22 protein-coding genes are annotated in these 22,654 nt (G+C 70.4%); 16 read left to right on the forward strand and 6 right to left on the reverse strand.

Going from position 1 to position 22,654, the window contains the following annotated elements:
- From V4F39_RS04695 to fliR, 8 genes are all read left to right on the forward strand, one after another.
- A partial coding sequence (locus V4F39_RS04695; protein ID WP_332288148.1) for a flagellar hook-length control protein FliK occupies positions 1 to 636 on the forward strand: 636 nt, incomplete at its 5' end.
- 150 nt (positions 637 to 786) lie between these two features.
- Positions 787 to 1,395, forward strand: a complete 609-nt coding sequence (locus V4F39_RS04700) for a flagellar basal body-associated FliL family protein (protein ID WP_332288149.1) — start codon at positions 787 to 789, stop codon at positions 1,393 to 1,395.
- Between the two features lie 79 nt (positions 1,396 to 1,474).
- Positions 1,475 to 2,479 carry a flagellar motor switch protein FliM gene (gene fliM, locus V4F39_RS04705; RefSeq protein ID WP_332288150.1) on the forward strand — a complete coding sequence of 335 codons (1,005 nt, stop codon included), beginning with the start codon at positions 1,475 to 1,477 and terminating at the stop codon, positions 2,477 to 2,479.
- Positions 2,469 to 2,912: a flagellar motor switch protein FliN gene (gene fliN, locus V4F39_RS04710; RefSeq protein WP_332288151.1), complete on the forward strand. Its 444-nt coding sequence runs from the start codon at positions 2,469 to 2,471 to the stop codon at positions 2,910 to 2,912. Before fliM ends, fliN begins: the two co-directional genes overlap by 11 nt.
- A gap of 16 nt (positions 2,913 to 2,928) precedes the next feature.
- Positions 2,929 to 3,309, forward strand: a complete 381-nt coding sequence (locus V4F39_RS04715) for a FliO/MopB family protein (RefSeq protein ID WP_332288152.1) — start codon at positions 2,929 to 2,931, stop codon at positions 3,307 to 3,309.
- Positions 3,299 to 4,072 carry a flagellar type III secretion system pore protein FliP gene (gene fliP / locus V4F39_RS04720; RefSeq protein WP_332288153.1) on the forward strand — a complete coding sequence of 258 codons (774 nt, stop codon included), beginning with the start codon at positions 3,299 to 3,301 and terminating at the stop codon, positions 4,070 to 4,072. Before V4F39_RS04715 ends, fliP begins: the two co-directional genes overlap by 11 nt.
- Positions 4,073 to 4,091: 19 nt before the next feature.
- A complete protein-coding gene (gene fliQ / locus V4F39_RS04725) occupies positions 4,092 to 4,361 on the forward strand; it encodes a flagellar biosynthesis protein FliQ (protein WP_332288154.1) in 270 nt (89 codons plus the stop codon).
- Positions 4,362 to 4,375: 14 nt separating this feature from the next.
- Positions 4,376 to 5,137, forward strand: a complete 762-nt coding sequence (gene fliR, locus V4F39_RS04730; protein ID WP_332288155.1) for a flagellar biosynthetic protein FliR — start codon at positions 4,376 to 4,378, stop codon at positions 5,135 to 5,137.
- Positions 5,138 to 5,203: 66 nt separating this feature from the next.
- Here fliR and V4F39_RS04735 read toward each other — a convergent pair whose 3' ends face one another.
- On the reverse strand, positions 5,204 to 5,839 hold the full coding sequence (locus V4F39_RS04735) for a response regulator transcription factor (RefSeq protein WP_332288156.1): 636 nt from the start codon (positions 5,837 to 5,839) through the stop codon (positions 5,204 to 5,206).
- Complete coding sequence (locus tag V4F39_RS04740) at positions 5,836 to 6,987, reverse strand: hybrid sensor histidine kinase/response regulator (protein ID WP_332288157.1); 1,152 nt, start codon at positions 6,985 to 6,987, stop codon at positions 5,836 to 5,838. The genes V4F39_RS04735 and V4F39_RS04740 overlap by 4 nt, the downstream gene beginning before the upstream one ends.
- Before the next feature lie 179 nt (positions 6,988 to 7,166).
- Between V4F39_RS04740 and V4F39_RS04745 the strand changes: the two genes are divergently transcribed.
- From V4F39_RS04745 to opgC, 6 genes are all read left to right on the forward strand, one after another.
- Positions 7,167 to 7,604 carry a hypothetical protein gene (locus V4F39_RS04745; RefSeq protein ID WP_332288158.1) on the forward strand — a complete coding sequence of 146 codons (438 nt, stop codon included), beginning with the start codon at positions 7,167 to 7,169 and terminating at the stop codon, positions 7,602 to 7,604.
- Between the two features lie 64 nt (positions 7,605 to 7,668).
- Complete coding sequence (locus V4F39_RS04750; RefSeq protein ID WP_332288159.1) at positions 7,669 to 8,031, forward strand: response regulator; 363 nt, start codon at positions 7,669 to 7,671, stop codon at positions 8,029 to 8,031.
- A 17-nt stretch (positions 8,032 to 8,048) separates the two neighbouring features.
- Positions 8,049 to 10,226, forward strand: coding sequence for a chemotaxis protein CheA (locus V4F39_RS04755; protein ID WP_332288160.1), 2,178 nt, complete (start codon positions 8,049 to 8,051; stop codon positions 10,224 to 10,226).
- An 85-nt stretch (positions 10,227 to 10,311) separates the two neighbouring features.
- Complete coding sequence (locus tag V4F39_RS04760) at positions 10,312 to 12,150, forward strand: methyl-accepting chemotaxis protein (protein WP_332288161.1); 1,839 nt, start codon at positions 10,312 to 10,314, stop codon at positions 12,148 to 12,150.
- Between the two features lie 69 nt (positions 12,151 to 12,219).
- Positions 12,220 to 14,184 carry a methyl-accepting chemotaxis protein gene (locus V4F39_RS04765; RefSeq protein ID WP_332288162.1) on the forward strand — a complete coding sequence of 655 codons (1,965 nt, stop codon included), beginning with the start codon at positions 12,220 to 12,222 and terminating at the stop codon, positions 14,182 to 14,184.
- A 102-nt stretch (positions 14,185 to 14,286) separates the two neighbouring features.
- A complete protein-coding gene (opgC, locus tag V4F39_RS04770) occupies positions 14,287 to 15,483 on the forward strand; it encodes an OpgC domain-containing protein (RefSeq protein ID WP_332288163.1) in 1,197 nt (398 codons plus the stop codon).
- Here opgC and V4F39_RS04775 read toward each other — a convergent pair.
- Together V4F39_RS04775 and V4F39_RS04780 are read right to left on the reverse strand one after the other, a co-directional pair.
- Complete coding sequence (locus V4F39_RS04775) at positions 15,464 to 16,243, reverse strand: SGNH/GDSL hydrolase family protein (RefSeq protein ID WP_332288164.1); 780 nt, start codon at positions 16,241 to 16,243, stop codon at positions 15,464 to 15,466. The two genes, opgC and V4F39_RS04775, sit on opposite strands and share 20 nt — an antisense overlap.
- 115 nt (positions 16,244 to 16,358) lie before the next feature.
- Positions 16,359 to 17,624, reverse strand: coding sequence for a hypothetical protein (locus tag V4F39_RS04780; RefSeq protein ID WP_332288165.1), 1,266 nt, complete (start codon positions 17,622 to 17,624; stop codon positions 16,359 to 16,361).
- Positions 17,625 to 17,739: 115 nt separating this feature from the next.
- Here V4F39_RS04780 and V4F39_RS04785 point away from each other — a divergent pair, with 115 nt between their 5' ends.
- Both V4F39_RS04785 and V4F39_RS04790 read left to right on the forward strand, forming a co-directional pair.
- Positions 17,740 to 18,279, forward strand: a complete 540-nt coding sequence (locus tag V4F39_RS04785) for a chemotaxis protein CheW (protein ID WP_332288166.1) — start codon at positions 17,740 to 17,742, stop codon at positions 18,277 to 18,279.
- Positions 18,280 to 18,302: 23 nt separating this feature from the next.
- The gene (locus V4F39_RS04790) at positions 18,303 to 19,850 is read left to right on the forward strand and encodes a methyl-accepting chemotaxis protein (RefSeq protein ID WP_332288167.1); all 1,548 of its coding nucleotides are present in this window, start codon (positions 18,303 to 18,305) and stop codon (positions 19,848 to 19,850) included.
- Between the two features lie 30 nt (positions 19,851 to 19,880).
- On the opposite strand, the gene V4F39_RS04795 is transcribed toward V4F39_RS04790, so the two are convergent.
- Positions 19,881 to 20,873 carry a Bug family tripartite tricarboxylate transporter substrate binding protein gene (locus tag V4F39_RS04795; RefSeq protein WP_332288168.1) on the reverse strand — a complete coding sequence of 331 codons (993 nt, stop codon included), beginning with the start codon at positions 20,871 to 20,873 and terminating at the stop codon, positions 19,881 to 19,883.
- 47 nt (positions 20,874 to 20,920) lie between these two features.
- Complete coding sequence (locus tag V4F39_RS04800) at positions 20,921 to 22,654, reverse strand: dihydroxy-acid dehydratase (RefSeq protein ID WP_332288169.1); 1,734 nt, start codon at positions 22,652 to 22,654, stop codon at positions 20,921 to 20,923.

A 22,654-nucleotide genomic window follows, 5' to 3' on the forward strand; every position in this document is an offset into this window, starting at 1 on the left:
GCGGACGAGGCCGCCGGCCGCTTTGCGGCCGCCCTGGCAGAAGCGACCGCCCAGGCCGAACCAGCGCCTGCAGCCCCCGGACCGCGCCAGGAGGCGCCCGTCGCCGGCGATGCCGCGCGCGCGCTGGCCGCCGCCGACGGCACCACGCCCGCGTCGGCCGCGCCGGCGGCCGAGGGCAGCGCCCCGGCATCCGCCCCCTTCCATGCCCACCTCGCCGCGGCGATCGACTCGCCGTCGTTCGCGCCGGCCCTCGGTGCCCAGGTCAGCGTGTTGGTGCGCGACGGGATCCAGGCCGCCCGGCTCGAGCTGAACCCGGCGGAGATGGGGCCGATCTCGGTGCAGATCGAACTGGCCGGCACGCAGGCGCACGTTTCCTTCGGCGCCGACCTGGCCGCCACGCGCGCGGCACTCGAATCCAGCCTGCCCGACCTGGCCGCCGCCCTCAGCGCCGGCGGCTTCACGCTGGCCGGCGGCGGGGTGTTCGCAGGGGCCGGCGGCCAGGCCGGCGGCACGGCGGACGGCCGCCGGGGCGACGGCGGGCACGGCCCGCAGCGCCCGGGCGACGACCTGGCGCCGCAGGCCACCGCCACGCCGGCGCAGCGGGCACAGCGCGGCGTGGTCGATCTGGTGGCCTGACGCAGGCCCGCGGCGGCGGCGCGCAGCCGCGGTCTGCCCAGCAATCCGGGCGCTTTTCACGGCATCGGCACAGGGCCGGGGCTCGAATAATCGGTCCCATGCTGTGCGGAAGGCCCTGCCTTTCGCGACCCGAGTCTGCCAGGAGCCTGCATGTCAGCCGCCGCTGCCACCGACGCCGCCAACGCGCCCAAGAAGAGCAACAAGAAGCTCATCGTCATCATCGCGGCCGTGCTGCTGGTGGTGCTGGGCGGCGGCGCCGCCGCCATGCTGCTGCTGAAGAAGCCCCACGACGGCGAGGAAGGCGAGGCCGAGGTCGTCATCGCCCCCAAGGCCGAGCGCAAGGTCCAGCACAAGTTCGATCCCAAGCACGCCCCGACCTTCGTGCCGCTGGACCCCTTCACCGTGAACCTCGCCGACCGCGATGCCGAGCGCTATGCGCAGATCGGCCTCACGCTGGAAGTGGAGGACCCGTCCCTGCCCGAGGCCCTGAAGGCCTACATGCCGGCCATCCGCAACAACATCCTGCTGCTGCTCGCGCAGAAGACCGCCGCACAGCTGCTGGACCGCGAAGGCAAGGAGAAGCTCGCCGAGCAGATCCGCCGCGAGGCCTCCCGCGCGCTGGGCTACGAGATCGAGGAGGACGAGGACGACGCCACGTCCGGTGCCGACGACGACAAGCCGAAGAAGAAGCGCAAGCGCCGCGCGCCGCAGGTGCTGCCGATCATCGCGGTGCACTTCTCGAACTTCATCATCCAGTGATGGTGCCCCTCGTCCGACGGCATGGGAGCGGCCTGGCACTCGGCCCGCTCGGCCGCGGTCTGCCGAAGGAAGTCCACGCATGAACCAGCAGATCCTTTCGCAGGACGAAGTCGACGCGCTGCTGCAGGGCATCACCGGCGAGAGCCAGAAGCTCGAGCAGGAGGACGTGCCGACGGGCGGCGTGCGCGACTACGACCTGTCGAGCCAGGAACGCATCGTCCGTGGGCGCATGCCCACGATGGAGATCATCAACGAGCGCTTCGCCCGCAACGTGCGCGTGGGGCTGTTCAACTTCATCCGGCGCAGCCCGGAGGTCTCGATCGGCGGCATCAAGGTGCAGAAGTACAGCGCCTTCCTGCGCGAGATCGTCGTGCCGACCAACTTCAACATCGTCAGCGTGCGGCCCCTGCGCGGCTCCGGCCTGATCGTGTGCGACCCGACGCTGGTATTTGCGGTGATCGACGCCCTTTTCGGCGGCGGCGGCAAGTACCACACCCGCATCGAAGGCCGCGACTTCTCGCCGACCGAGCAGCGCGTGATCCTGCGCATGGTCGAGGTCATCATCGAGGAGTACCGCAAGGCCTGGGTCGGCATCTACCCGCTGGAGCTGGACTACCAGCGCTCGGAGATGCAGCCGCAGTTCGCCAACATCGCCACGCCGAGCGAGATCGTCGTGGCCACCAGCTTCACCCTGGAGATCGGCGACACCACCGGCACGGTGCACTTCTGCATCCCCTACTCCACGCTCGAGCCGATCCGCGACGTCCTGTACAGCACGATCCAGGGCGACTCGGCGGAGCCCGACAGGCGCTGGATCAACCTGCTGAAGCAGCAGATCCAGTCGGCCGAGGTGGAGCTGATCGCCGAGCTGGCCCATGCAGGCGCCACCGTCGAGCAGCTGCTCAGCTTCAAGCCGGGCGACTTCATCGAGCTCGACATCAAGCCCGCCATCCAGGCCAAGGTCGATGGCGTGCCGGTGCTGGACTGCCACTACGGCATCTCCAACGGCAAGTACGCCATCAAGGTCGACCAACTCATCTCCAGCTCCAACCTGAGCTGGCTGGGAGATCACAATGCCCAATGACAACGTGAACCAATCCGAAGAAGACGCGATGGCCGCCGAATGGGCGGCAGCGCTGGCGGAATCCGCGCCGCAGACCGCCTCGGAAGTGACGCCCGCGGCCGAGCAGGTCTCGACGCCGTCGTTCACCAACTTCTCGTCGGCCGCGCCCCAGCTCACCGGAACGGGCAACGACATCAACATGATCCTCGACATCCCGGTGCAGCTCACCGTGGAGCTGGGCCGCACGAGGATCCCGATCAAGCACATCCTGCAGCTGGCGCAGGGCTCGGTCGTCGAGCTCGACGCGCTGGCGGGCGAGCCGATGGATGTGCTCGTCAACGGCTACCTGATCGCCCAGGGCGAGGTGGTGGTGGTGAACGACAAGTTCGGCATCCGCCTCACCGACATCGTGACCCCGAGCGAACGCATGCGCCGCCTGAGCCGCGCGAACTGACGCACTCGGAACCTGAATGACCGCTTCCCTCACTCCCCTGCTGTGGTTCATCGCCATCCTGGCCATGATCCCCTTGGCCCTGTGGCTGCTCAAGCGCAGCCCGATGGGCCAGGCCGCCACCCCTGGCGCCCCGATGCGCAACGTGGGCACGCTGACCCTCGCGCCCAACCAGCGCCTCGTCACCGTCGAGGTGGGCAGCGGCGAGGAGCGCCGCTGGCTGGTGCTGGGGATCACGCCGCAGAGCATCACCACCCTCTACACGATGCTGCCGCAGTCCGACGAGGCGCCGGCCGGCGGCCAGGTCGTCGCGCCGTTCGCGCAGCTGATGGCACGCCTGAGCCCCTACACCCCCAACAAGCGCAACAGCCAGCAGCCTGGCGATCCCGATGTCTTCTGACCGTACCGTGCACGGCCTGCGCATCCTCGGCCTGTCGGTGCTTTCGGCCGTTCCTGCACTCGCTTTAGCCCAGCAGGCCGGCACGGCGCCGGGGGCGCTGCCGCTCGTCGTCGCGCAGAACGCCGGCGGCACGAGCTACTCGGTGCCGATCCAGACGCTGCTGTTCTTCACCGCGCTGTCCTTCCTGCCGGCCGTGCTGCTGATGATGACGGGCTTCACCCGCATCGTCATCGTGCTGGGCCTGATGCGCCAGGCGATGGGCACCCAGGCGGCGCCGCCCAACCAGGTCGTGATCGGCCTGTCGCTCTTCCTGACCTTCTTCGTGATGGGCCCGACCTTCGACAAGGTCTACCAGGAGGCCTACCAGCCCTACTCCGCGGGCCAGATCCCCTTCGAGCAGGCCGTGGTGCGCGCCGAGGCGCCGATGCGGGAATTCATGCTGAAGCAGACGCGCCAGTCCGACGTGCAGCTCTTTGCCAAGCTGGCCAAGCTGCCCGCCGACGTGAAGGGCGAGGACGTGCCGCTGAAGGTGCTGGTTCCCGCCTTCGTCACCAGCGAGCTGAAGAGCGCGTTCCAGATCGGCTTCCTGATCTTCATCCCCTTCCTGATCATCGACATGGTGGTCGCCAGCGTGCTGATGTCGCTCGGGATGATGATGCTGAGCCCGGTGCTCGTCGCCCTGCCCTTCAAGCTGATGCTCTTCGTGCTGGCCGACGGCTGGAACCTGCTGCTGGGTTCGCTGGCGGCCTCCTTCGCGACCTGATCCCTTCCCTCTTTCCATCATGAACGCACAACAGGTCTTCACGGTCGGCCAGCAGGCGATGCACATGCTGCTGATGGTCTCGGCGCCGGTGCTGCTGGCGGTGTTGGTCGTCGGGCTGCTCGTCAGCGTGTTCCAGGCCGCGACGCAGATCAACGAGGCCACGCTGAGCTTCGTCCCGAAGATCCTGACCGCGGTTGCGGTGCTGGCGATCGTCGGGCCCTGGATGATGACGACGCTGGTCGAGTTCCTGCAGCGCACGCTGCTGTCGATCCCGACCGCCGTCGGCTGAGCCGACGCCGCCTGATGGTCACCTTCACCGAAGCGCAGTTGCTGGCGTGGATCACGCCGGTGCTGTGGCCGTTCCTGCGCGTGCTCGCGCTGTTCTCGGCCCTGCCGGTGCTGGGCCAGCGCAGCGTGCCGGCGCGGGTGCGCGTGGCGCTGTCCTTCCTGATCGCCGTGTGTGCACAGGCCGGTCTGCCCGAGATGCCGGTGGTGCCGCTCGACTCCGGCCTGGGCTTCATGCTCGTGGCGCAGCAGGTGGTCATCGGCTTGACGCTGGGCTTCGCGGTGCGCATCGTCTTCGCCGCGGTGGAGTTCGCCGGCGAGCTGATGGGCCTGCAGATGGGCCTGAACTTCGCGGGCTTCTTCGACCCGGCCACCGGCGGCCAGGCCACGGCGACCAGCCGCTTCCTCGGCACGATGGTCTCGTGGATGTTCATCGTCATCGGCGGCCACCTGCTGATCATCGACGCGGTGCTGCAGAGCTTCCGCGTGTTCCCGGTGGCGCCGGAGCCGTTCGCCTTCATCCGGGCGCTGCGCCCGGAGGTGTGGGGCGCGGAGATCTTCTCGATGGGGCTGTGGATCGCGATGCCGCTGGTCGGCATGCTGCTGTTCGTCAACCTCGTGCTGGGGCTGATCTCGCGCGTCGCATCGCAGATGAACGTGTTCTCGATCGGCTTCCCGATCACGCTCGGCGTGGGCCTGGTCGGCATCCTGCTGACGCTGCCGATGATGCAGGCGCCGTTCACGATGGCGCTGGAGCGGATGCTCGAGCGCTTTCAGTAGGCCGGGGGCCGCGGACGCCGCCCGGCGGGGGCTGACGCGCACCCCGCGGCACCGGGTGCCTGCTGTCTAGCTGCCGACGAGGCCGTTGCGGATCGCGTAGACGGTGAGTTCCGAGTTGTTGCCCAGGCCCAGCTTCTCCAGCACCCGGGCGCGGTAGACCGACACCGTCTTCGGCGAAAGCATCAGTTCCTCGGCGATGTCCGACAGCCGCTTGCCCGACGCGATCATCACCAGCGTCTGCAGTTCGCGGTCGGAGAGCTTCTCGTGCGCCTGTTCCGGCACCGGGGTGGTCAGGCTCTCGACCAGCATCTGCGCGATCTCGGGCGTCACGTACTTGCGGCCCTGCGACACGGTGCGCACCGCCTGCACGATGATCTGCGGGTCGCCGCCCTTGTTCACGTAGCCGTACGCCCCGGCCCGCAGCGCGCGGATGGCGTACTGGTCTTCGGGGTACATGCTGACGATCAGCACCTTGATCGGCGAGCCCTCGTCCTTCAGCACGTGCAGCACGTCGAGGCCGCTGCGGCCGGGCATGTTGATGTCGAGCACCAGCACGTCGCAGGTCTGGCCGCGCAGCAGCGCGCGCAGTTCGCCGTAGTCGCCGGCTTCGCCGACCACCTCGATGTCCGAGGCGTCGGACAAGGTGTCGCGGATGCCGCGCCGAATCAGCGCGTGGTCGTCGCAGAGCATCACCTTGATCATGGTTTCCCCCAGGCAGATGGATCGTGTGTTTCTTCGGCCATGTCGTCGACGTCGTCATCGCCGGACGGACCGCGGGGCGCATGCAGCGGCACCGACAGGATCAGCGTGGTGCCCCGGCCGCTGCCGCCACTGCTCAGTTCCACCCAGCCGCCGACGGTTCCCGCGCGCTCGTGCAAGCCGCGGATGCCGAAGCTGCGCGCCTTGGCCAGGTCTTCGCTCGACAGCCCGCGTCCGTTGTCGCTGACCTCCAGCGACAGCACGCCCTGCGCCAGCGACAGGTCGATGGTCACGCGCGAAGCCTGCGCGTGCTTGCTGATGTTGGTCAGCGCCTCCTGCGCGGTGCGGTACGCCACGAGCGGCACGCCGGCCGGCAGCGTCGGCAGCGCGTCGTGGCTGACCCGGCACTGGCAGGCGATGCCGGTGCGCTTCTCGAAGCGGTTCGCCATCCACTGCAGCGCGGCGACCAGGCCCTGCTCCAGGATGGCAGGCCGCAGGTTGTGCATGATGCGCTGGCTGGCCTCGATCGCGTAGGAGACGGTTTCCAGCGCCTGCTGGACGCGGTCGTAGACGTCGGTGTGCACGGTGTGCCGCGCGATCCAGGCCAAGTCGAACTTGACGGCGGTGAGCGAGCCGCCGACGTCGTCGTGGATCTCGCGGGCGATGGCGGCACGCTCCATCTCGACGCTGGTCTGCAGGTGCTGCGCCAGCTCCGACAGCCGCTGCCGCGACGCCGCGAGCGCCCGGTCGGCATCGGCCTTGAGGCGGCGCATCTCGGTCGCCTCGATCGCGTGCTCGAGCGCGGGCGCGAGGCGCGACAAGTTGGCCTTCAGCAGGTAGTCGCTGGCGCCGTTGCGCATCGCCTCGACCGCCGTGTCCTCGCCGATTTCACCCGAGACGAGGATGAACGGGATCACCAGCCCGCTCTCGTTCAGGATCTCCAGCGCCGTCAGGCCCGAGAACCCCGGCAGGTTGTAGTCGGACAGCACGGCGTCCCAGGGCTCCTGCAGCGCGGCCCGGAACTCCGACTCGGTCTCGACGCGGCGCGTGTCGACATCCAGCCCGCCACGGCGCAGGTACGCGAGTGCCAGATCGTGATCGAGTTCCGAATCCTCGATGTGCAGAACACGCAAGCGTTGGTCGATAGACATGGCTGCGAGTATCGGACCACCGGGGGACCGGCAGGGTGGGTTGAACTGGGGCGCATTTTGACGGGTGATCGCCGCATTGCGCGGCGAGGGGCTCCGAACAATGCATTGCATCGAAAACCGGGCCCTCGAGACCTGCCCGACCCCCGGGGACGATCCACCACGCCGGAGCCGCGAGAACAATGAGTGAATTAACCGTCTCCACCCCCAGCAGCATGCTGCTGGCCAATGCAGACATGCAGGATCACCTGATGGTGGCTTGCAACGACCTCGAACGGCTGCAGCGCCTGCTCACCGGCGCCTGCGACACGCTGCTGACCTGCTTCGACAACGCCAACGCGGCGCTGGCCCGGGTGCCGGCGCAGCAGGCGCACAGCGAACTGGCCGAGGCCATCGCGCAGCACCTGCAGCAGGCGGTCACGGCGTTGCAGTTCCAGGACATGTCCTCCCAGCTTGTCGCGCACACCATGCAACGCCTGCGCAACTGCGCCGACCGCCTCGCCGCCGACGCCTGGGGCAACGACGACGAGGACGGCATGGCCATCGTCGAGACACCGCCGCTGCGGCCCAACCCGGTGACGCAGGACGAGATGGACGCCGGCTCCATCGAACTCTTCTGACCCTCGCCTAAAGAAGCCCCGGCTTCGCCCGAAAACCACCGAGAACGATTCGGAGTAACGAACGATGCACTCAATCCTCGCCGTCGACGATTCGGCGTCCATGCGTCAGATGGTGTCCTTCACGCTGAAGAACGCGGGCTACAACGTTGTCGAGGCCGTGGATGGCCAGGACGCGTGGGAAAAGGCCAACAGCCGCGACTTCAACCTCGTGCTGACCGACCAGAACATGCCCCGCATGGACGGCATCGGGCTGACGAAGAAGCTGCGCGAGAACCCCAAGTTCAAGGCGACTCCGATCCTCATCCTGACCACCGAGTCGAGCGACCAGATGAAGCAGGCCGGCCGCGCCGCCGGCGCCACCGGCTGGCTCGTCAAACCCTTCGACCCCGCCAAGCTGATCGAGGTGATCGGCAAGGTCATCCGCTGACGGCGCCGGAGTATCCAATGGGTGAAATGACACAAGAAGGCGGCAACGCCTCCGCTGGCTTCGACCTGAGCCAGTTCTACCAAGTCTTCTTCGAGGAAGCGGGGGAAAACCTCGACAGCATGGAGCAGATGCTGCTCCAGATCGACCTGGAGTCCGCCGACGACGAGGAGTTGAACGCGGTCTTCCGCTGCGCGCACTCGGTCAAGGGCGGTGCGGCCACCTTCGGCTTCGCCGACGTCGCCGAGCTGACGCACCAGATGGAGACGCTGCTCGACAAGCTGCGCCGCCACGAGCTGGCGCCCAACGCGCAGATGGTCGACGTGCTGCTGCTGGCCGGCGACGCGCTGCGTGCCCAGCTCGCACGCCACCAGGGCTCGGGCGCTGATCCGGTGGACACGACGGAGCTGCTGTTCAGCATCCGTGCGCTGGTCGATGGCGGCAGCGCCCCGATGCCCGCTGCGGCCGCCGCCGCGCCGGCCCCGGCTCCCGAGCGCATCATCGACGACCTGCCCGCCCCGCCGGCGCAGGCGCCCGTGGCCGCCCCTGCGGGCCCCGCGCTGCGCCAGCTCGAGCTGACCGTCGGCCCGCTGCCCAAGCCCGAACATGCCGACAACCTGGCGGAGCTGTTCAAGGAAATCCCGGACCTCGGCGTGATCGAGCCGCTGGACGCCGGGCGCGCCGCCGACGGCATGCGCCGCTTCAAGATCACGACGGCCAGCGCGGACAACGACCTGCTGGACCTCTTCACCTTCCACGTCGCCCGCGAGCAGATGAAGCTCGAGCCACTCGGCCCGGGCTACGGCTTCCACGACGGCAACCCCGGCGTGCCGCCGGCGAGCGCCGCCGCGGCCGATCCGGGCTACGGCTTCTTCGACGACGCACCGGGCGCCCCGGATGGCAGCGCCCCCGTGGCGCAAGCCCATGCGACGCCCGGCCCCGCTTCCACCGGCGATGCGGCCAAGGCTTCGCCCACGGCGAGCGCCGCGCCCCGCGCCGCCAAGGCCGAAGCCAAACAGGCCGCCGGCGCGCTCGACTCCGCCACGCTGCGCGTGTCGGTCGAGAAGGTCGACCAGCTGATCAACCTGGTCGGCGAGCTCGTCATCACGCAGGCGATGCTGGCGCAGAACAGCAAGAACATCGACAGCGGCATCGCCCAGCAACTCGTCTCAGGCCTGGCCGACCTGGAGCGCAACACCCGCGACCTGCAGGAAGCGGTGATGTCGATCCGGATGATTCCGATGTCGATGGTGTTCAACCGCTTCCCGCGCATGCTGCGCGACCTGGCGGCCAAGCTCGGCAAGAAGGTCGAGCTGGTCACGCAGGGCGAGGCCACTGAACTGGACAAGGGCCTGGTCGAGAAGATCACCGACCCGCTGACCCACCTGGTGCGCAACAGCTGCGACCACGGCGTGGAAATGCCGGCCGACCGGCTGGCCAAGGGCAAGAGCGAGACGGGCACGATCACGCTGGTCGCCTCCCACCAGGGCGGCAGCATCGTGATCGAGGTGCGCGACGACGGCCGCGGCCTGTCGCGCGAGAAGCTGCTGAAGAAGGCCCGCGAGAAGGGCATCGACGCGCCGGACACGATGTCCGACAGCGAGGTGTGGAACCTGATCTTCGCCCCGGGCTTCTCCACCGCCGACGTGGTCACCGACGTGTCGGGCCGCGGCGTCGGCATGGACGTGGTGAAGAAGAACATCACCGCGCTGGGCGGCTCGGTGGACATCGATTCCGCCGAAGGCTACGGCATGAGCGTCAAGGTGCGCCTGCCGCTGACGCTGGCCATCATGGACGGCATGAGCGTGGGCGTCGGCGACGAGTGCTACATCCTGCCGCTGTCGAGCGTGGTCGAGTCGTTCCAGGTGCAGCCGGGCATGGTCAAGACCATCGGCGGCAGCGGCCGCGTGGTCGAGGTGCGCGACGAATACATGCCGGTCATCGACCTGGAGGAAGTGTTCGCGGTGCCGAGGTTCGACTTCGAGCACGTGAGCAACATCCTCGTGGTCATCGAGGCCGAAGGCGGCCGCGTCGCCGTGCTGGTCGATGAACTGCTCGGCCAGCAGCAGGTGGTGGTGAAGAACCTCGAGGCCAACTACCGCCGCGTCAACGACGTGTCGGGCGCCACCATCATGGGTGACGGGCGCGTGGCCCTGATCCTCGACGTCGGCAGCCTGATCCGCCGCAGCCGGCACTGAACCGGTCCACGGGGCACGAAGACGCCCCGGGGCCTGCGGACGCCACAAGGGCGTCCATCCATGACAGACGAATCGTTGGGACACCATGCAGTTCAACCACCTGATGCGAAGCTTCACCATCCGTATGCGCATGATCGGCGCGATCGGCGTGGTGCTGTTTCTTTTGGCGCTCGTCGGCAGCGCCGGCCTGTTCGGCATGTACCGCATCGCCGCGATCAACGAGGCCTTTGCGCAGAACACGGTGGCCGAAGCCTCCGAACTGAGCGACCTGCGCGCCGCGATCGGCGAGCTGCGCACCCGCGAGAAGGACATGATCATCAGCTACGAGAAGCCTGAGCTCGTGGCCAAGCACTTCGCGGCCTGGAAGCAGACCTTCGAGGGCGCGCAGCAGATCATCGACAAGATGCTGGCGGGCGAGGAGGACGTCGACAATGCCGTGCTGCGCCGCCTCAAGCCCGAACTGGACACCTACGCGCAGAAGCTCACCCCCGTGGCGCGCCAGCTCGAAGCCGGCGCCTACGACACCGCGACCGTCGCCAACCGCATGCTGGTGCAGGCGCACAAGTCGAGCGACGCGGCCGCGGCGATGCTCGGGGAGATCCGCGATGCGCTGCAGAAGGAAGCCGATGAGGCCCATGCCTCGGCAAGCTCGGCCGTCTCGAGCACGGTGCTGCTGTTCGGCGCGGCGCTGCTGCTGGCCGTGGCCGTGGTGCTGCCGCTGACGCTGCTGAACATGCAGTCGATCTGCCAGCCGATCGACCAGGCGCGCCGCCTGGCCGAAGCCATCGCCAAGGGCGACCTCACCGGCGACGTCACCGCCGACGGCAAGGACGAAACCGCCGCGCTGCTGCGTTCGCTGGAGGCCATGCAGCAGCGGCTGCGCAGCATCGTGGGCGACATCCGCGACGCCGCATCGAACATCCAGCTCGCCTCGAGCGAGGTGGCCACCGGCAACCAGGACCTGAGCCAGCGCACCGAGCACACCGCCTCCAACCTGCAGCAGGCCGCCAGCAGCATGGAGCAGCTCACCGGCACGGTGCGCCAGACCGCTGATGCCGCGACCACGGCCAACCAGCTGGCCGGTTCCGCCTCCGACACGGCCGGCAAGGGCGGCGCGGTGGTCTCGCAGGTCGTCTCGACGATGGACGAGATCCACACCAGCTCGCAGAAGATCGCCGACATCATCGGCACCATCGACGGCATCGCGTTCCAGACCAACATCCTGGCGCTGAACGCCGCGGTCGAAGCGGCCCGCGCCGGCGAGCAGGGCCGCGGCTTCGCGGTCGTGGCCGGCGAGGTGCGCAGCCTCGCCCAGCGCAGCGCCGAGGCCGCCAAGGAGATCAAGACGCTCATCGGCGCCAGCGTCGAGCGCGTCGAGACCGGTTCGCGCCTGGTGCGCGACGCCGGCACCACGATGGGCGAGATCGTTGCCAGCGTCCAGCGCGTGACCGACATCATCGGCGAGATCACCGCCGCCTCCGGCGAGCAGAGCCAGGGCATCGCCCAGGTCAACCGCTCGGTGATCGAGCTCGACCAGATGACGCAGCAGAATGCGGCGCTCGTCGAGCAATCCGCCGCCGCGGCCGAGAGCCTCAAGGAGCAGGCCGCGCGCCTGACGGGGCTGACGGCATCGTTCACGCTGGCGGGCCACGCCGCCTCGCCAGCTGCACCGGTACGGGCCCCTGTGCCTGCGCCGGCAGCGGCGCCCGCGCGCGCCGCCATCCAGCATGCGAGCCGCAGCTCGCGCCAGGTCGCGTCGAAGTTCGTCGCGACCGTCAAGAAGGCAGCGGCCCGCCCGCAGCCGACCCCTGCGAAACCCGAGGCAGCCGTCAGGCCGAAGGAGATGCACGCGCCCGCCCCCATCGCACGAGCTCCGGCCGCCGCCCCTGCGGCACCGGGTGAAGGCGACTGGGAAACCTTCTGACGCTGCAACCGCGAACACCCAGCCCCGCCGCCGTTGCAGTCTCCCGGCGATGCCGAAGGAGATGCCACGATGACCACCGCCGCCGTTCCCACCGGGCCCGCCCAGGGCCTGCTCGCCCGCCGCATTGCACTGGGGGGCAGCCTGCTGATCGCCCTGGTGCTGATCGGCATCTGCGTCGCGACCTCGATGGTCACGTCGGGCACGCAGCGCCAGGCGGCGATCACCGCCGCCACCGAACGCGCCGCGACCATGGCGTCGTTCGTCGACGCGTTCGACGCCTCGTCCCGGGAGCTGGCGCTGCGCAGCTTCGCCGCCTTCCAGGGCATGCTGCCCGGACCGTTCAGTGCCGATGCGCAGGGCACGATGAGGTCCGGCGAGGCAGCCCTCAACGGCCGGTTCGACGAGGTCGACCGTTTCCAGGCGCTGACCGGCGGCGTCGCCACCGTCTTCCTCCGCGAGGGCGAGGATTTCCGGCGCATCAGCACCTCGCTGCGCAAGGAAAACGGTGACCGCGCGATGGGCACCCTGCTCGGCACCGCGCACCCGGCCTACAAGGTCCTGAACGCGGGGCAGCCCTACACCGGCCGCGCAACGCTGTTCGGCAAGCCCTACATGACGCATTACGCGCCGGTGCGCGACGCAGGAGGCCGCCTGGTCGGCCTGCTGTTCATCGGGTTCGACATCGGCACCTTCCAGAAGCAGCTCGCCGACATGCTCGCCGGCGCCCGCCTGTTCGACAGCGGCGGCCTGGTCGTCGTCGATCCCAAGGGCGCGCCGGCCGATGCCTCGTTCGTCTTCCATCCGCAGGCCTCTGGCCGCAAGGTGCTGGAAGTGCAGGCGGGCGCGCAAGCGCTGTTGGACCGCCTGCAGGCGCAGGACGGCTCGCTGCTGGCGAACGCCGCGCCGCTGCTGGACGGCGCGGCCAGCGAGCGCTGGCAGGTTGCGCAGCGCAGCGCGGCCACCGGCTGGTGGATCGTCGCGGACTTCTCCGCCGCAGAGGCGATGGCATCGCACCGGCGCACGTTGCTGTGGTACGCAGGCCTGCTCGGCGGCGCCGCACTGCTGCTGGGCGGCGGGCTGGCGGCTGCCACCAGCCGCTGGATCGCCCGGCCGCTGCGGCAGGCACTCGATGCGTTGGAAGCACTGGCCAACGGCGACCTGACGCACGCGGCCGGCAGCCACCGGCGCGACGAAGTGGGCGCGCTGCTGCGCGGCGTGGATGCGATGCGGCAGCGCTTCGTCGGGCTGCTGGGCGAAGTGCGCCAGGCCTCCCATTCCATCGACACCGCGGCCGGCGAGATCGCCGCGGGCAACCTGGACCTGAGCCAGCGCACCGAGCAGACCGCCTCGAACCTGCAGACCGCCGCCGGCAACCTGCAGCAGCTCACCGGCACCGTGGAGCAGACCGCGGCCGCGGCCACCACCGCGAACCAGCTCGCCAGCTCGGCCTCGGAGACGGCGCAGCGCGGGGGCCGCGTCGTCGCCGGCGTGGTGTCCACGATGGACGAGATCCACGCCAGCTCGCAGAAGATCGCCGACATCATCGGCACCATCGACGGCATCGCGTTCCAGACCAACATCCTGGCGCTGAACGCCGCGGTGGAGGCGGCCCGCGCCGGCGAGCAGGGCCGCGGCTTCGCGGTCGTGGCCGGCGAGGTGCGCAGCCTCGCCCAGCGCAGCGCCGAGGCCGCCAAGGAGATCAAGACGCTCATCGGCGCCAGCGTCGAGCGCGTCGAGACCGGTTCGCGCCTGGTGCGCGACGCCGGCACCACGATGGGCGAGATCGTTGCCAGCGTCCAGCGCGTGACCGACATCATCGGCGAGATCACCGCCGCCTCCGGCGAGCAGAGCCAGGGCATCGCCCAGGTCAACCGCTCGGTCGTCTCGCTCGACCAGATGACGCAGCAGAACGCGGCGCTCGTGGAGCAATCCGCCGCCGCGGCCGAGAGCCTCAAGGGCCAGGCCTCGCGCCTGACCGGCCTGATGGCCGCCTTCGCACTCGCCGCGCACCGTCCCGAACCGGCGCTGCGCTGACAGCCTGTTACCACGGCGCGCACGTACGGCGCGCTGCTGTCCTACAGGTGGCCGGCCGGCCGATCGCCACAATCGTCCCACTTCGATTGCGGGAGCGTGTTCGTGGCAGTGGATACCGGCCGCAGGCTGTGGGAGCTGGATGCCTTGCGCGGGCTGATGCTCGTGCTGATGACGGTCACCCACCTGCCGACCCGCCTCGCCTCGCCGCTGGGGCAGCCGCTGGGCTTCGTCTCCGCGGCCGAAGGATTCGTGCTGCTGTCCGCCTTCATGGCCGGCATGGTCTACACGGCACGCGAGCGCCGCGAGGGCGGCAGCGCGATGAGCGAGGCCTTCCTGAAACGGGCCCTGAAGATCTACGCTTGCCAGATCGCGCTGCTCGTCTTCCTGATGACGGTGATCGCCGTGCTGGGCTGGATCACCGGGCAGGAAGCGATCGACAACCTGATCGGCTTCTACCTCGACCGACCGCTGGCGGCGCTGCTGAGCGGCCTGCTGCTGATCTACTCGCCACCGCTGCTCGACATCCTGCCGATCTACATCGTCTTCATGCTCGCCAGCCCCGTTCTGCTGCTGCACGGCCTGCACCGCGGCTGGGGCGGCATCCTCACGGTGAGCGTGCTGCTGTGGTTCGCGGCGCAGTTCGACCTCGGCCTCTTCGTCTACGAGACGGCGAGCGCGATCGCGCCTATCCCCGTGCCCTTCCAGCAGACCGGGGCGTTCGAAATCTGGGGCTGGCAGTTCCTGTGGGTGCTCGGGCTGTGGATGGGTTCGGCCCAGGCCGATGCCCGGCCCGACACGCCGCCCACGGTGTTCCCGCGCTGGATGGTGCACACGGCCATCGGCATCGCGCTGATCGGCTTCGTCTGGCGCCACGTGATCGGCCAGACGCCGTTCCCCGGCCAGCCGCAGCTCGCGCCGCTACTCGACAAATGGCACCTGGGCCCGCTGCGCGTCTTCAACTTCTTCGCGCTGCTGGTGCTGGCGATGCACTTCGCGCCGTTCCTGCGGCGGCATCTGCCGCGGCTGCCGGTGCTGGAGACGCTGGGCCGCGCCTCGCTGCCGGTGTTCTGCGCCCACCTGGTGCTGGCCCTGCTCGCACTGGCGCTGGTGGGCGATGCCCAGGCGCCGGGACGTCGCTGGTGGATCGATGCGCTGATCCTCGGCCTGAGTTTCCCGATCCTCTACGGCGTGGCGTGGATCAGCGGCGAACTCGACCGGCGGGTGGCCGAGCGACGCGCCCAACGGCGGCGGCACCGGCCCGCGGCAGCGGCCGCAGCCGTCAGCGCGCCGCGGTCGTAGACGGCTCGCCGGGCTGGAGCTCGGACGGGCTGCCCGGCCCTGCGGGCAGCTGCAGGTGGGGGCCGATCACCGTGCGCCACAAGGCATAGCCCGCATCGTTGAGGTGCAGCGCATCGGGCAGGAACAGGTCGGCACGCGGCCGGCCCTGCGCGTCCAGCATGCGGGAGAACACGTCGATGTAATCGAGGTTGGGCACGGAATCGCTGTAGGCCTCTATCAGCGCGTTGGTCTCGCGGGCGGCATCGATGAGGTTCGCGCGAAGCGGGCTCGGCTTGATCGACAGGTAGGCGATGCGCGTGCCGGGCAGCGCCTGGCGCACCGTGTCCACGAAGGTGGTGAAGCTCTGCAGCACCTGCTGCGGTGTGCGCCCTTCGGCCAGGTCGTTGTCGCCGGCGTAGACCACCACCAGGCGCGGCTGGTAGGGCAGCACCAGCTGGCTCACGTGCTGTGCGCAGTCCAGCATGCGCGATCCGCCGAAGCCGCGCTTCAGCACGGTGCGTGGCGGCATCGCAAAGGCCTGCTCCAAATCGCTCCACAGCCGGATCGACGAGCTGCCGACGAACAGGATGCCGCCGGTGGCGGGGGCCTGCAGCTTGTCGGCGGCGGCAAAGGCGTCCAGGCTGTCCTTCCACCGGGTGTCGATGGCCGCGGCAGCACGGGCCGAAGAGGGGCTCGCGGGCGACTGGCCGCGGGCCTGCACGGCCCAGGCTCCCAGGCCCAGCCCCAGTACGGTGAACATCAGTGACGTGGTTTTGCGCATGGCGATGGCTCGTTGGGGAAAACACGGCATGCCCTTGGGGGATCGGCGCCGCCTGGCAGGGTTCCCCGCGGTAGCGGGCTGTTGCAGATGCCGGCTCAGCCCTGGCGGGTGCACCTTAGTGCAGCAAAGGCAGGGCCTGCAAGCGCGATTCGATCTCGGCGCGCATCGCCTCGTAGGCCGGCGAGTCCACGGCGCCGTACCGCTGGCGAAATGCCGCCTCGTGCAGGAACTCCGGCAAGTCCGACACGTCGGGCAGGAGCTCGCGCTCATCGACCCCGGCCGCGAGGGCCTGCTGCACCGCCCTCGCCTCGCGCACGGCCCGCGCGCCGAGCAGCGCGCCCGCCCGGTCGGCCGCGATGTCGTTGAAGCTGAAGCCGCTGCCGTCGCTGGCATCGAGCAACTCCTTGTAAATGCCGATCGCGTCGGCCAGCGGCCCGCCGCCCTCCACCGCCAGGGCAGCCGACACGAGGAAATGCTGCGGAAAATCCACGCGCCCCTGCAGCAGCACCGGCCGCGGCGCGCGCCACCGTGCATCGGCCACCCAGGCGCCGAAGCCGCGCCCGCTGACGTAGAAGGCCATCGCCATCAGGGCCGCGCGGTTCTCGTGCGCCGCCGCCGCCTCGTCGGCGGACCGCTGCTGCGCCAGCGTGAACACCCGCTGCAGCAGCGCCGGCAAGGCCAGCGTGCCGCCGGGCGCCTGCGCGTCCAGCTCGGCCGTCCAGGCCGCCAGGTGCTCGACGTACGCCCGCAGCCGCGCCTCTTCGGCCGGCGGCAGCAGGGTCGCCAGCATGCGCTGCCGGGAGTCCGGCTGCCACACGTACGCCAACCGCACGGCACCGGGTGCAAAGCTCACCTGCTGCAGCAACTGGACCGGCCATGCACCCTCTGCGCCGTACGCTTCGAGCGCCCGCCGCAGCAAGGGCGCCGCCAGCCATGCCGGCACGGGCACCCGGCCCACCTGCAGTTGCGCCAACGCCGGCAGGCCCTCGGTGCCCTTCAGCACGAGCACCAGGTTCACCCACGGGCCGAACCCGGATGCCCAGGCGCCCGGGGGCAGGCGCAGGCTCATCGACGCCCGTGCGCCGTCCGCGAAGAAGGCTACCTTCGCCGCCGCCTCGCCCGGCCAGCGCAGCGCCGCCTGGTCGAGCAGCAGCTGCACCTCGTGCTGCGACAGCACCGCCTGCCCCGCTTGGCCGGGCCGCAGGCGGCGTGGATCGTGCTGCCGCAGCAGCGCATGGGCACGGCGGATGTCGGCCGGCCCGATGGCGGCGGCCTCCTGCACCACGGCAGGCGCCGCCTGCAGCGCGAGCGCCGCGGCAGCCAGGGCCGCCGCGCCCAGCAGGAGGAGCAGCGCGGCGAACAGACAGAGGAACCGCTTCATCGACGGGGTTTCAAGCGCGGCGGCGCCGCCGGGCGCGACGAAATTTACTTTATCGGGCGCCCCTCCCGGCCGATATGTCTCCCAGCGACCACCCTTTGCAACCAAGGACGCCCCAATGGACATGATCACAGACGCCACCGAAGTGGCCCGCCACGAAGCACAACGCGCGGTACAGAACGCCAAGGCCAAGGGCGGCACGCCCGGCGGTGAATACCTCACCTTCCGCCTCGGCGCCGAGGAGTACGGCATCGACATCCTGCGGGTGCAGGAGATCCGCTCGTACGAGCAGCCCACGCGCATCGCCAATGCGCCGGCCTTCATCAAGGGCGTGGTCAACCTGCGCGGCGTGATCGTGCCGATCGTCGACCTGCGCCTGAAGCTGGGCTGCGAATCGGCCGAGTACAACACCTTCACCGTCGTGATCGTGCTGAACGTGCGCGGCCGCGTCGTCGGGGCCGTGGTGGATTCGGTGTCCGACGTGCTGGAACTCGCCCCCGACGCGATCAAGCCGGCCCCCGAACTGAGCTCCGGCCAGATCGACACCAGCTACATCACCGGCATCGGCAGCGTCGCCGAGCGCATGCTCATCCTGATGGACATCGAGGCGCTGATGAGCAGCGAGGAGATGGGCCTGATGGACGCCGCCGCGATCTGACGGCACCCTGCCCCTGCCCCACCATGCAGCTCACCCTTACGCAGAAGCTGTGGTTGCCGGCCGTCGGCGTGGCAGTCGCCGTGGCCGTGATGTCGGCGGCCTCGGTGGTGCGCACCCGGGCCCTGCTGGCCGAATCGGCCGAGCAGCAGACGATCCAGGAAGAGAAACTGGAGACCTCGCTGCGCTGGTCGGGCCTGACCGAGGCCAATGCGGCCCGCGTGATCGCCACGCTGGTCAGCAGCGACCCGCAGACCGCGGCCACGCTCAAGCCCCAGATCGACGCGACGAGCACCCGCATCACCGAGCTGCAGAAGCGCGTGGAGGCGCTGTCCGCCAGCGCCGAGGACCGGGCCGCGCTGGCCGAGGTGGCCGCGCGCCGCCAGGCCTACCTCGACGTGCGCAAGCAGGCCGCCGCGCTGCGCAGCGCGGGCCAGGCCGATGCGGCGATGGCCGCGATGCGCGACAAGGTGGCACCCTCCGTGGCCAGCTACCTCGAGGCGCAGCAGGCCTTCGTGGACATACAGCATCGCCGGGCCGCCGGCGTGCGGGCCGAGGTGGCCGCCGAGCGCATGCGCGCGGTCTGGACGGTGGTGGGCGTGATGGGCGTGCTGGTCCTCGTGATCTGCGCCTGCACGGCCGCGCTGGTCCGGTCGATCCGCCGCCCGCTCGACGAGGTCGTGCTGCTGACGCGGCGCATCGGCGAGGGCGATCTCTCCGTGCGCATCGACACCTCGCGGCACGACGAGATCGGACGGGTCCGCATCGCGCTGGGCGACATGTGCGGCGCGCTGCGCTCGCTGGTGTCGCAGGTCCGGTCGTCGGCCGACAGCCTGGCCACCGCGTCCAGCCAGATCGCCAGCGGCAACGAGGACCTGAGCCGCCGCACCGAGCAGGCGGCCAGCAGCCTGCAGCAGACGGCGTCGTCGATGGAGCAGCTCACCGGCACGGTGAAGCAATCCACCGAGTCGGCGCGCACCGCCAACGACCTCGCCACGTCGGCGGCCTCCGTGGCGCAGCGTGGCGGCGAGGTGGTGGCACAGGTCATCTCGACGATGGACGAGATCAGCACCAGCTCGAAGCAGATCGCCGACATCACCGGCACCATCGATTCGATCGCCTTCCAGACCAACATCCTGGCGCTGAATGCCGCGGTGGAAGCCGCGCGTGCCGGCGAGCAGGGCCGCGGCTTCGCCGTCGTGGCGGGCGAGGTGCGCACGCTGGCGCAGCGCAGCGCCGAAGCGGCCCGCGAGATCAAGCGCCTGATCGGCAGCAGCACCGACCGTGTGGAAGCCGGGGCGCGCCTGGTGCACGACGCCGGCCGCACCATGGACGACGTGGTGAACAGCGTGAAGCGCGTCAGCGCGGTGATCGCCGAGATCACCACCGCCACCGGCGAGCAGAGCGCCGGCATCGGCCAGGTCAACAGCGCCGTGAGCCAGCTCGACCAGATGACGCAGCAAAACGCCGCGCTGGTGGAGGAATCGTCCGCCGCCGCGGAGAACCTGCGCCAGCAGGCCACCACGCTCTCCGGCGTGGTGCGCACCTTCCGCCTGACGGACGCCGCGGCCTGACGGCAGCGCCCCGCAGGGCGCGCGGCGCGGTCAGTCGGCCGTGAAGCCCACTGCCTTGACGATCGGCGCCCAGTGCGCCGTGTCGCGCTTTTGCATGTCGGCCAGTTCAGCGGCGCTGGAGGCCTTTGCTTCCAGCCCCATGGCCGCCAGCGCCTCCACCACCTCGGGCTTGGCGAGCACGGTGCGCACGGCGGCGTTCAGCCGCGCCGCCACGTCAGGGGGTGTGCCGGCAGGCAGGTAGAACGCGAACCACTCGTCGGTGACGACATCTTTCAGCCCCTGCTCGACAAAAGTGGGCACCTCCGGCACGAAGCGGCTGCGCTTGCTGCCCGAGACCCCCAGCAGGCGGATCTTGCCGGCCGGCAGGTGCGGCATGAAGTCGCCGATGGGGCCCGACACCCCGGCGATCTGCCCGCCGATCAGGTCCAGCACCGCCGGCTGCGTGCCGCGGTACGGGGCATGCCGCAGGTTGGCGCCGCCCGCGCGGCTCAGCATCTCGGCCGTGAAGTGCGGCGTTGAGCCCGCGGCCGGAGAACCGAAGGTCGCGTGCTCCGGGTTCGCCTTGGCCCAGGCGAGGAACTCCGGCATGGACTTGACCGCCGCGGGCACCAGCAGGCCGACGGCAAAGCCGAACTCGAACAGGCAGGCCGTCGACACGGGCACCAGGTCCTTGACCGGGTCGTACTGCAGCTTGCGGTAGATGTGCGGGTAGATGGTCAGCATCGAGGCCGGCGTCTGCAGCAGCACGCTGCCGTCGGCGGGCGACTGCTTCATCGACTGGATCGCGATCTGCCCGCCGGCGCCCGTCTTGTTCTCGACCAGCGTGGACTTGGCGTACACGCCGCGCAGCCCGTCGGCGGCACGCCGGCACACGGTGTCCGAGGTGCCGCCCGCGGCGAAGCCGGTGACGATCTTCAGCGACTCGACGAGGTTCTGGGCCTGCGCCTGCGTGCTCCACAGCGACGGCGGCAGGACGAAGGCGGCAGCGGTGCCGCGCAGCGCGGTGCGACGGTTCACGGACATGGGATCTCCTGGTGGGTGGCGAGGGTGGTATGCGGCCGCGGCGGCGGTCAGGCCTGCGGGGTGTCGTAGGGCCAGTCGACGGCGCCCGCGTGGGTGACGGCGCCGGTGCAGGCGGGCCCCACCGTCTGCGCGTACTTCTGCAGCACGCCCGCCAGCCGCCGGGACGACGGCGGCGCCCAGGCCGCGCGGCGGGCGGCCAGCGCCTGCGGCGCCAGGTCGACCTCGAGCGTGCCCGCCGCGGCGTCGATGCGGATGAGGTCGCCGTCGCGCAGCAGGCCGATCGGGCCGCCCGCCGCCGCCTCGGGGCCGACGTAGCCGATGCACATGCCGCGTGTGGCGCCGGAGAAGCGGCCGTCGGTCAGCAGCGCGACACGCTCGCCCATGCCCTGGCCGTACAGCGCGGCCGTGACGCTGAGCATCTCGCGCATGCCGGGCCCGCCCTTCGGGCCCTCGTTGCGGATGACCAGCACCTCGCCGGCCTGGTAGGCCCGCGCCGACACGGCCTGCATGCAGGCCTCCTCGTGCTCGAACACACGCGCCCGGCCGGTGAACTGCAGAGAGGCCAGGCCCGCGATCTTCAACAGCGCGCCCTCGGGGCACAGGTTGCCGTGCAGCACCGTCACGCCGCCGCTCGGGTGCAGCGCCTGCGCGGCGGCCTTGACGACGGTGCCGTCGGGCCCGGGCCAGCGCGCCAGGGCCTCGGCGAGCGGCTCGCCGTCCAGCGTCAGCGTGTCGCCGTGCAGGTGGCCGCCCTGCAGCAGGGCCCGCAGGATCGACGGCACGCCGCCGGCCTCGTGCAGGTCGCGCGCGAGGTAGCGGCCGCCCGGCTGCAGGTCGGCGATCAGCGGCGTGCGCTCGAACACGGCGGCCACGTCGGCCAGCGTGAAGACGATGCCGGCCTCGTGGGCGATGGCGGCGATGTGCAGCGCGGCGTTGGTGGAGCCACCGGTCGCGGCCACGGCGGCGCAGGCGTTCTCCAGGCTCCTGCGTGTGACGAGGTCGCGCGGCAGCGGGCCGCCGCGCGCGATCGCCCGCATCACCTGCTCACCGGCGCGCTGGGCGATGGCCAGCCGCTCGCTGTAGACCGCCGGCAGCATCGACGAGCCGAGCGGCGACAGCCCGAGCGCCTCGCCGACCATCGCCATCGTGTTGGCGGTGAACTGGCCGGGGCAGGCGCCGGCGCTCGGGATGCAGCTGCGTTCGACGGCTTGCAGCGCCGCGGCGTCCATGCCGCCGGCCTGCACGCGGCCCACGCCTTCGATCGCGGTGAGGATGGTGGCCGGGGCGCCCACGGCGTGGCCGGGCAGCGTGGCGCCGCCAAACAAGAAGACGGCCGGCACGTTGACACGCACCATCGCCATCATGAAGGCCGGCAGCGTCTTGTCGCAGCCGGCGAAGCCGACCAGCCCGTCGTAGCCGTGGCCCCGGACCACGAGTTCGATGCTGTCGGCGATCACCTCGCGCGACACGAGGCTCATGCGCATGCCGGCATGGTTCATCGAGGTGCCGTCGGACACCGACACCGTGGTGAAGCTCACCGGCACACCCCCGCCGGCGGCCACGCCCAGGCGCGCGCGGTCGGCCTGCGGCGCCAGCGCCATCGAGCACGGCGTGTTCTCGCCCTGCGTGCTGACGATGCCGACGATCGACTTCTCGAACGCCGCCTCGTCGAAGCCGGTGCCGTGCAGGAAGGCGCGATGCGGCGCCCGCGCCAGGCCGTGCGTGACGGCGCGCGAGCGGTGCTTGTGCAGCGAGGGACGCGGGGTGAACGGTGTGGCCAT

This window comes from Aquincola agrisoli, from assembly GCF_036621135.1.
Lineage (GTDB): Bacteria > Pseudomonadota > Gammaproteobacteria > Burkholderiales > Burkholderiaceae_C > Aquincola > Aquincola agrisoli.

Bases quoted from the DNA above. Each gene is read 5' to 3' on its own strand.
- V4F39_RS04775 (WP_332288164.1), bottom strand. From the start codon at position 16,243: ATGCGCAAAACCACGTCACTGATGTTCACCGTACTGGGGCTGGGCCTG.
- V4F39_RS04715 (WP_332288152.1), top strand. From the start codon at position 2,929: ATGACCGCTTCCCTCACTCCCCTGCTGTGGTTCATCGCCATCCTGGCC.
- V4F39_RS04795 (WP_332288168.1), bottom strand. From the start codon at position 20,873: ATGTCCGTGAACCGTCGCACCGCGCTGCGCGGCACCGCTGCCGCCTTC.
- fliQ (WP_332288154.1), top strand. From the start codon at position 4,092: ATGAACGCACAACAGGTCTTCACGGTCGGCCAGCAGGCGATGCACATG.
- fliP (WP_332288153.1), top strand. From the start codon at position 3,299: ATGTCTTCTGACCGTACCGTGCACGGCCTGCGCATCCTCGGCCTGTCG.
- V4F39_RS04790 (WP_332288167.1), top strand. From the start codon at position 18,303: ATGCAGCTCACCCTTACGCAGAAGCTGTGGTTGCCGGCCGTCGGCGTG.
- V4F39_RS04760 (WP_332288161.1), top strand. From the start codon at position 10,312: ATGCAGTTCAACCACCTGATGCGAAGCTTCACCATCCGTATGCGCATG.
- fliR (WP_332288155.1), top strand. From the start codon at position 4,376: ATGGTCACCTTCACCGAAGCGCAGTTGCTGGCGTGGATCACGCCGGTG.
- fliN (WP_332288151.1), top strand. From the start codon at position 2,469: ATGCCCAATGACAACGTGAACCAATCCGAAGAAGACGCGATGGCCGCC.
- V4F39_RS04745 (WP_332288158.1), top strand. From the start codon at position 7,167: ATGAGTGAATTAACCGTCTCCACCCCCAGCAGCATGCTGCTGGCCAAT.
- V4F39_RS04750 (WP_332288159.1), top strand. From the start codon at position 7,669: ATGCACTCAATCCTCGCCGTCGACGATTCGGCGTCCATGCGTCAGATG.
- V4F39_RS04755 (WP_332288160.1), top strand. From the start codon at position 8,049: ATGGGTGAAATGACACAAGAAGGCGGCAACGCCTCCGCTGGCTTCGAC.
- V4F39_RS04780 (WP_332288165.1), bottom strand. From the start codon at position 17,624: ATGAAGCGGTTCCTCTGTCTGTTCGCCGCGCTGCTCCTCCTGCTGGGC.
- V4F39_RS04800 (WP_332288169.1), bottom strand. From the start codon at position 22,654: ATGGCCACACCGTTCACCCCGCGTCCCTCGCTGCACAAGCACCGCTCG.
- V4F39_RS04765 (WP_332288162.1), top strand. From the start codon at position 12,220: ATGACCACCGCCGCCGTTCCCACCGGGCCCGCCCAGGGCCTGCTCGCC.
- V4F39_RS04735 (WP_332288156.1), bottom strand. From the start codon at position 5,839: ATGATCAAGGTGATGCTCTGCGACGACCACGCGCTGATTCGGCGCGGC.
- V4F39_RS04740 (WP_332288157.1), bottom strand. From the start codon at position 6,987: ATGTCTATCGACCAACGCTTGCGTGTTCTGCACATCGAGGATTCGGAA.
- fliM (WP_332288150.1), top strand. From the start codon at position 1,475: ATGAACCAGCAGATCCTTTCGCAGGACGAAGTCGACGCGCTGCTGCAG.
- V4F39_RS04700 (WP_332288149.1), top strand. From the start codon at position 787: ATGTCAGCCGCCGCTGCCACCGACGCCGCCAACGCGCCCAAGAAGAGC.
- V4F39_RS04785 (WP_332288166.1), top strand. From the start codon at position 17,740: ATGGACATGATCACAGACGCCACCGAAGTGGCCCGCCACGAAGCACAA.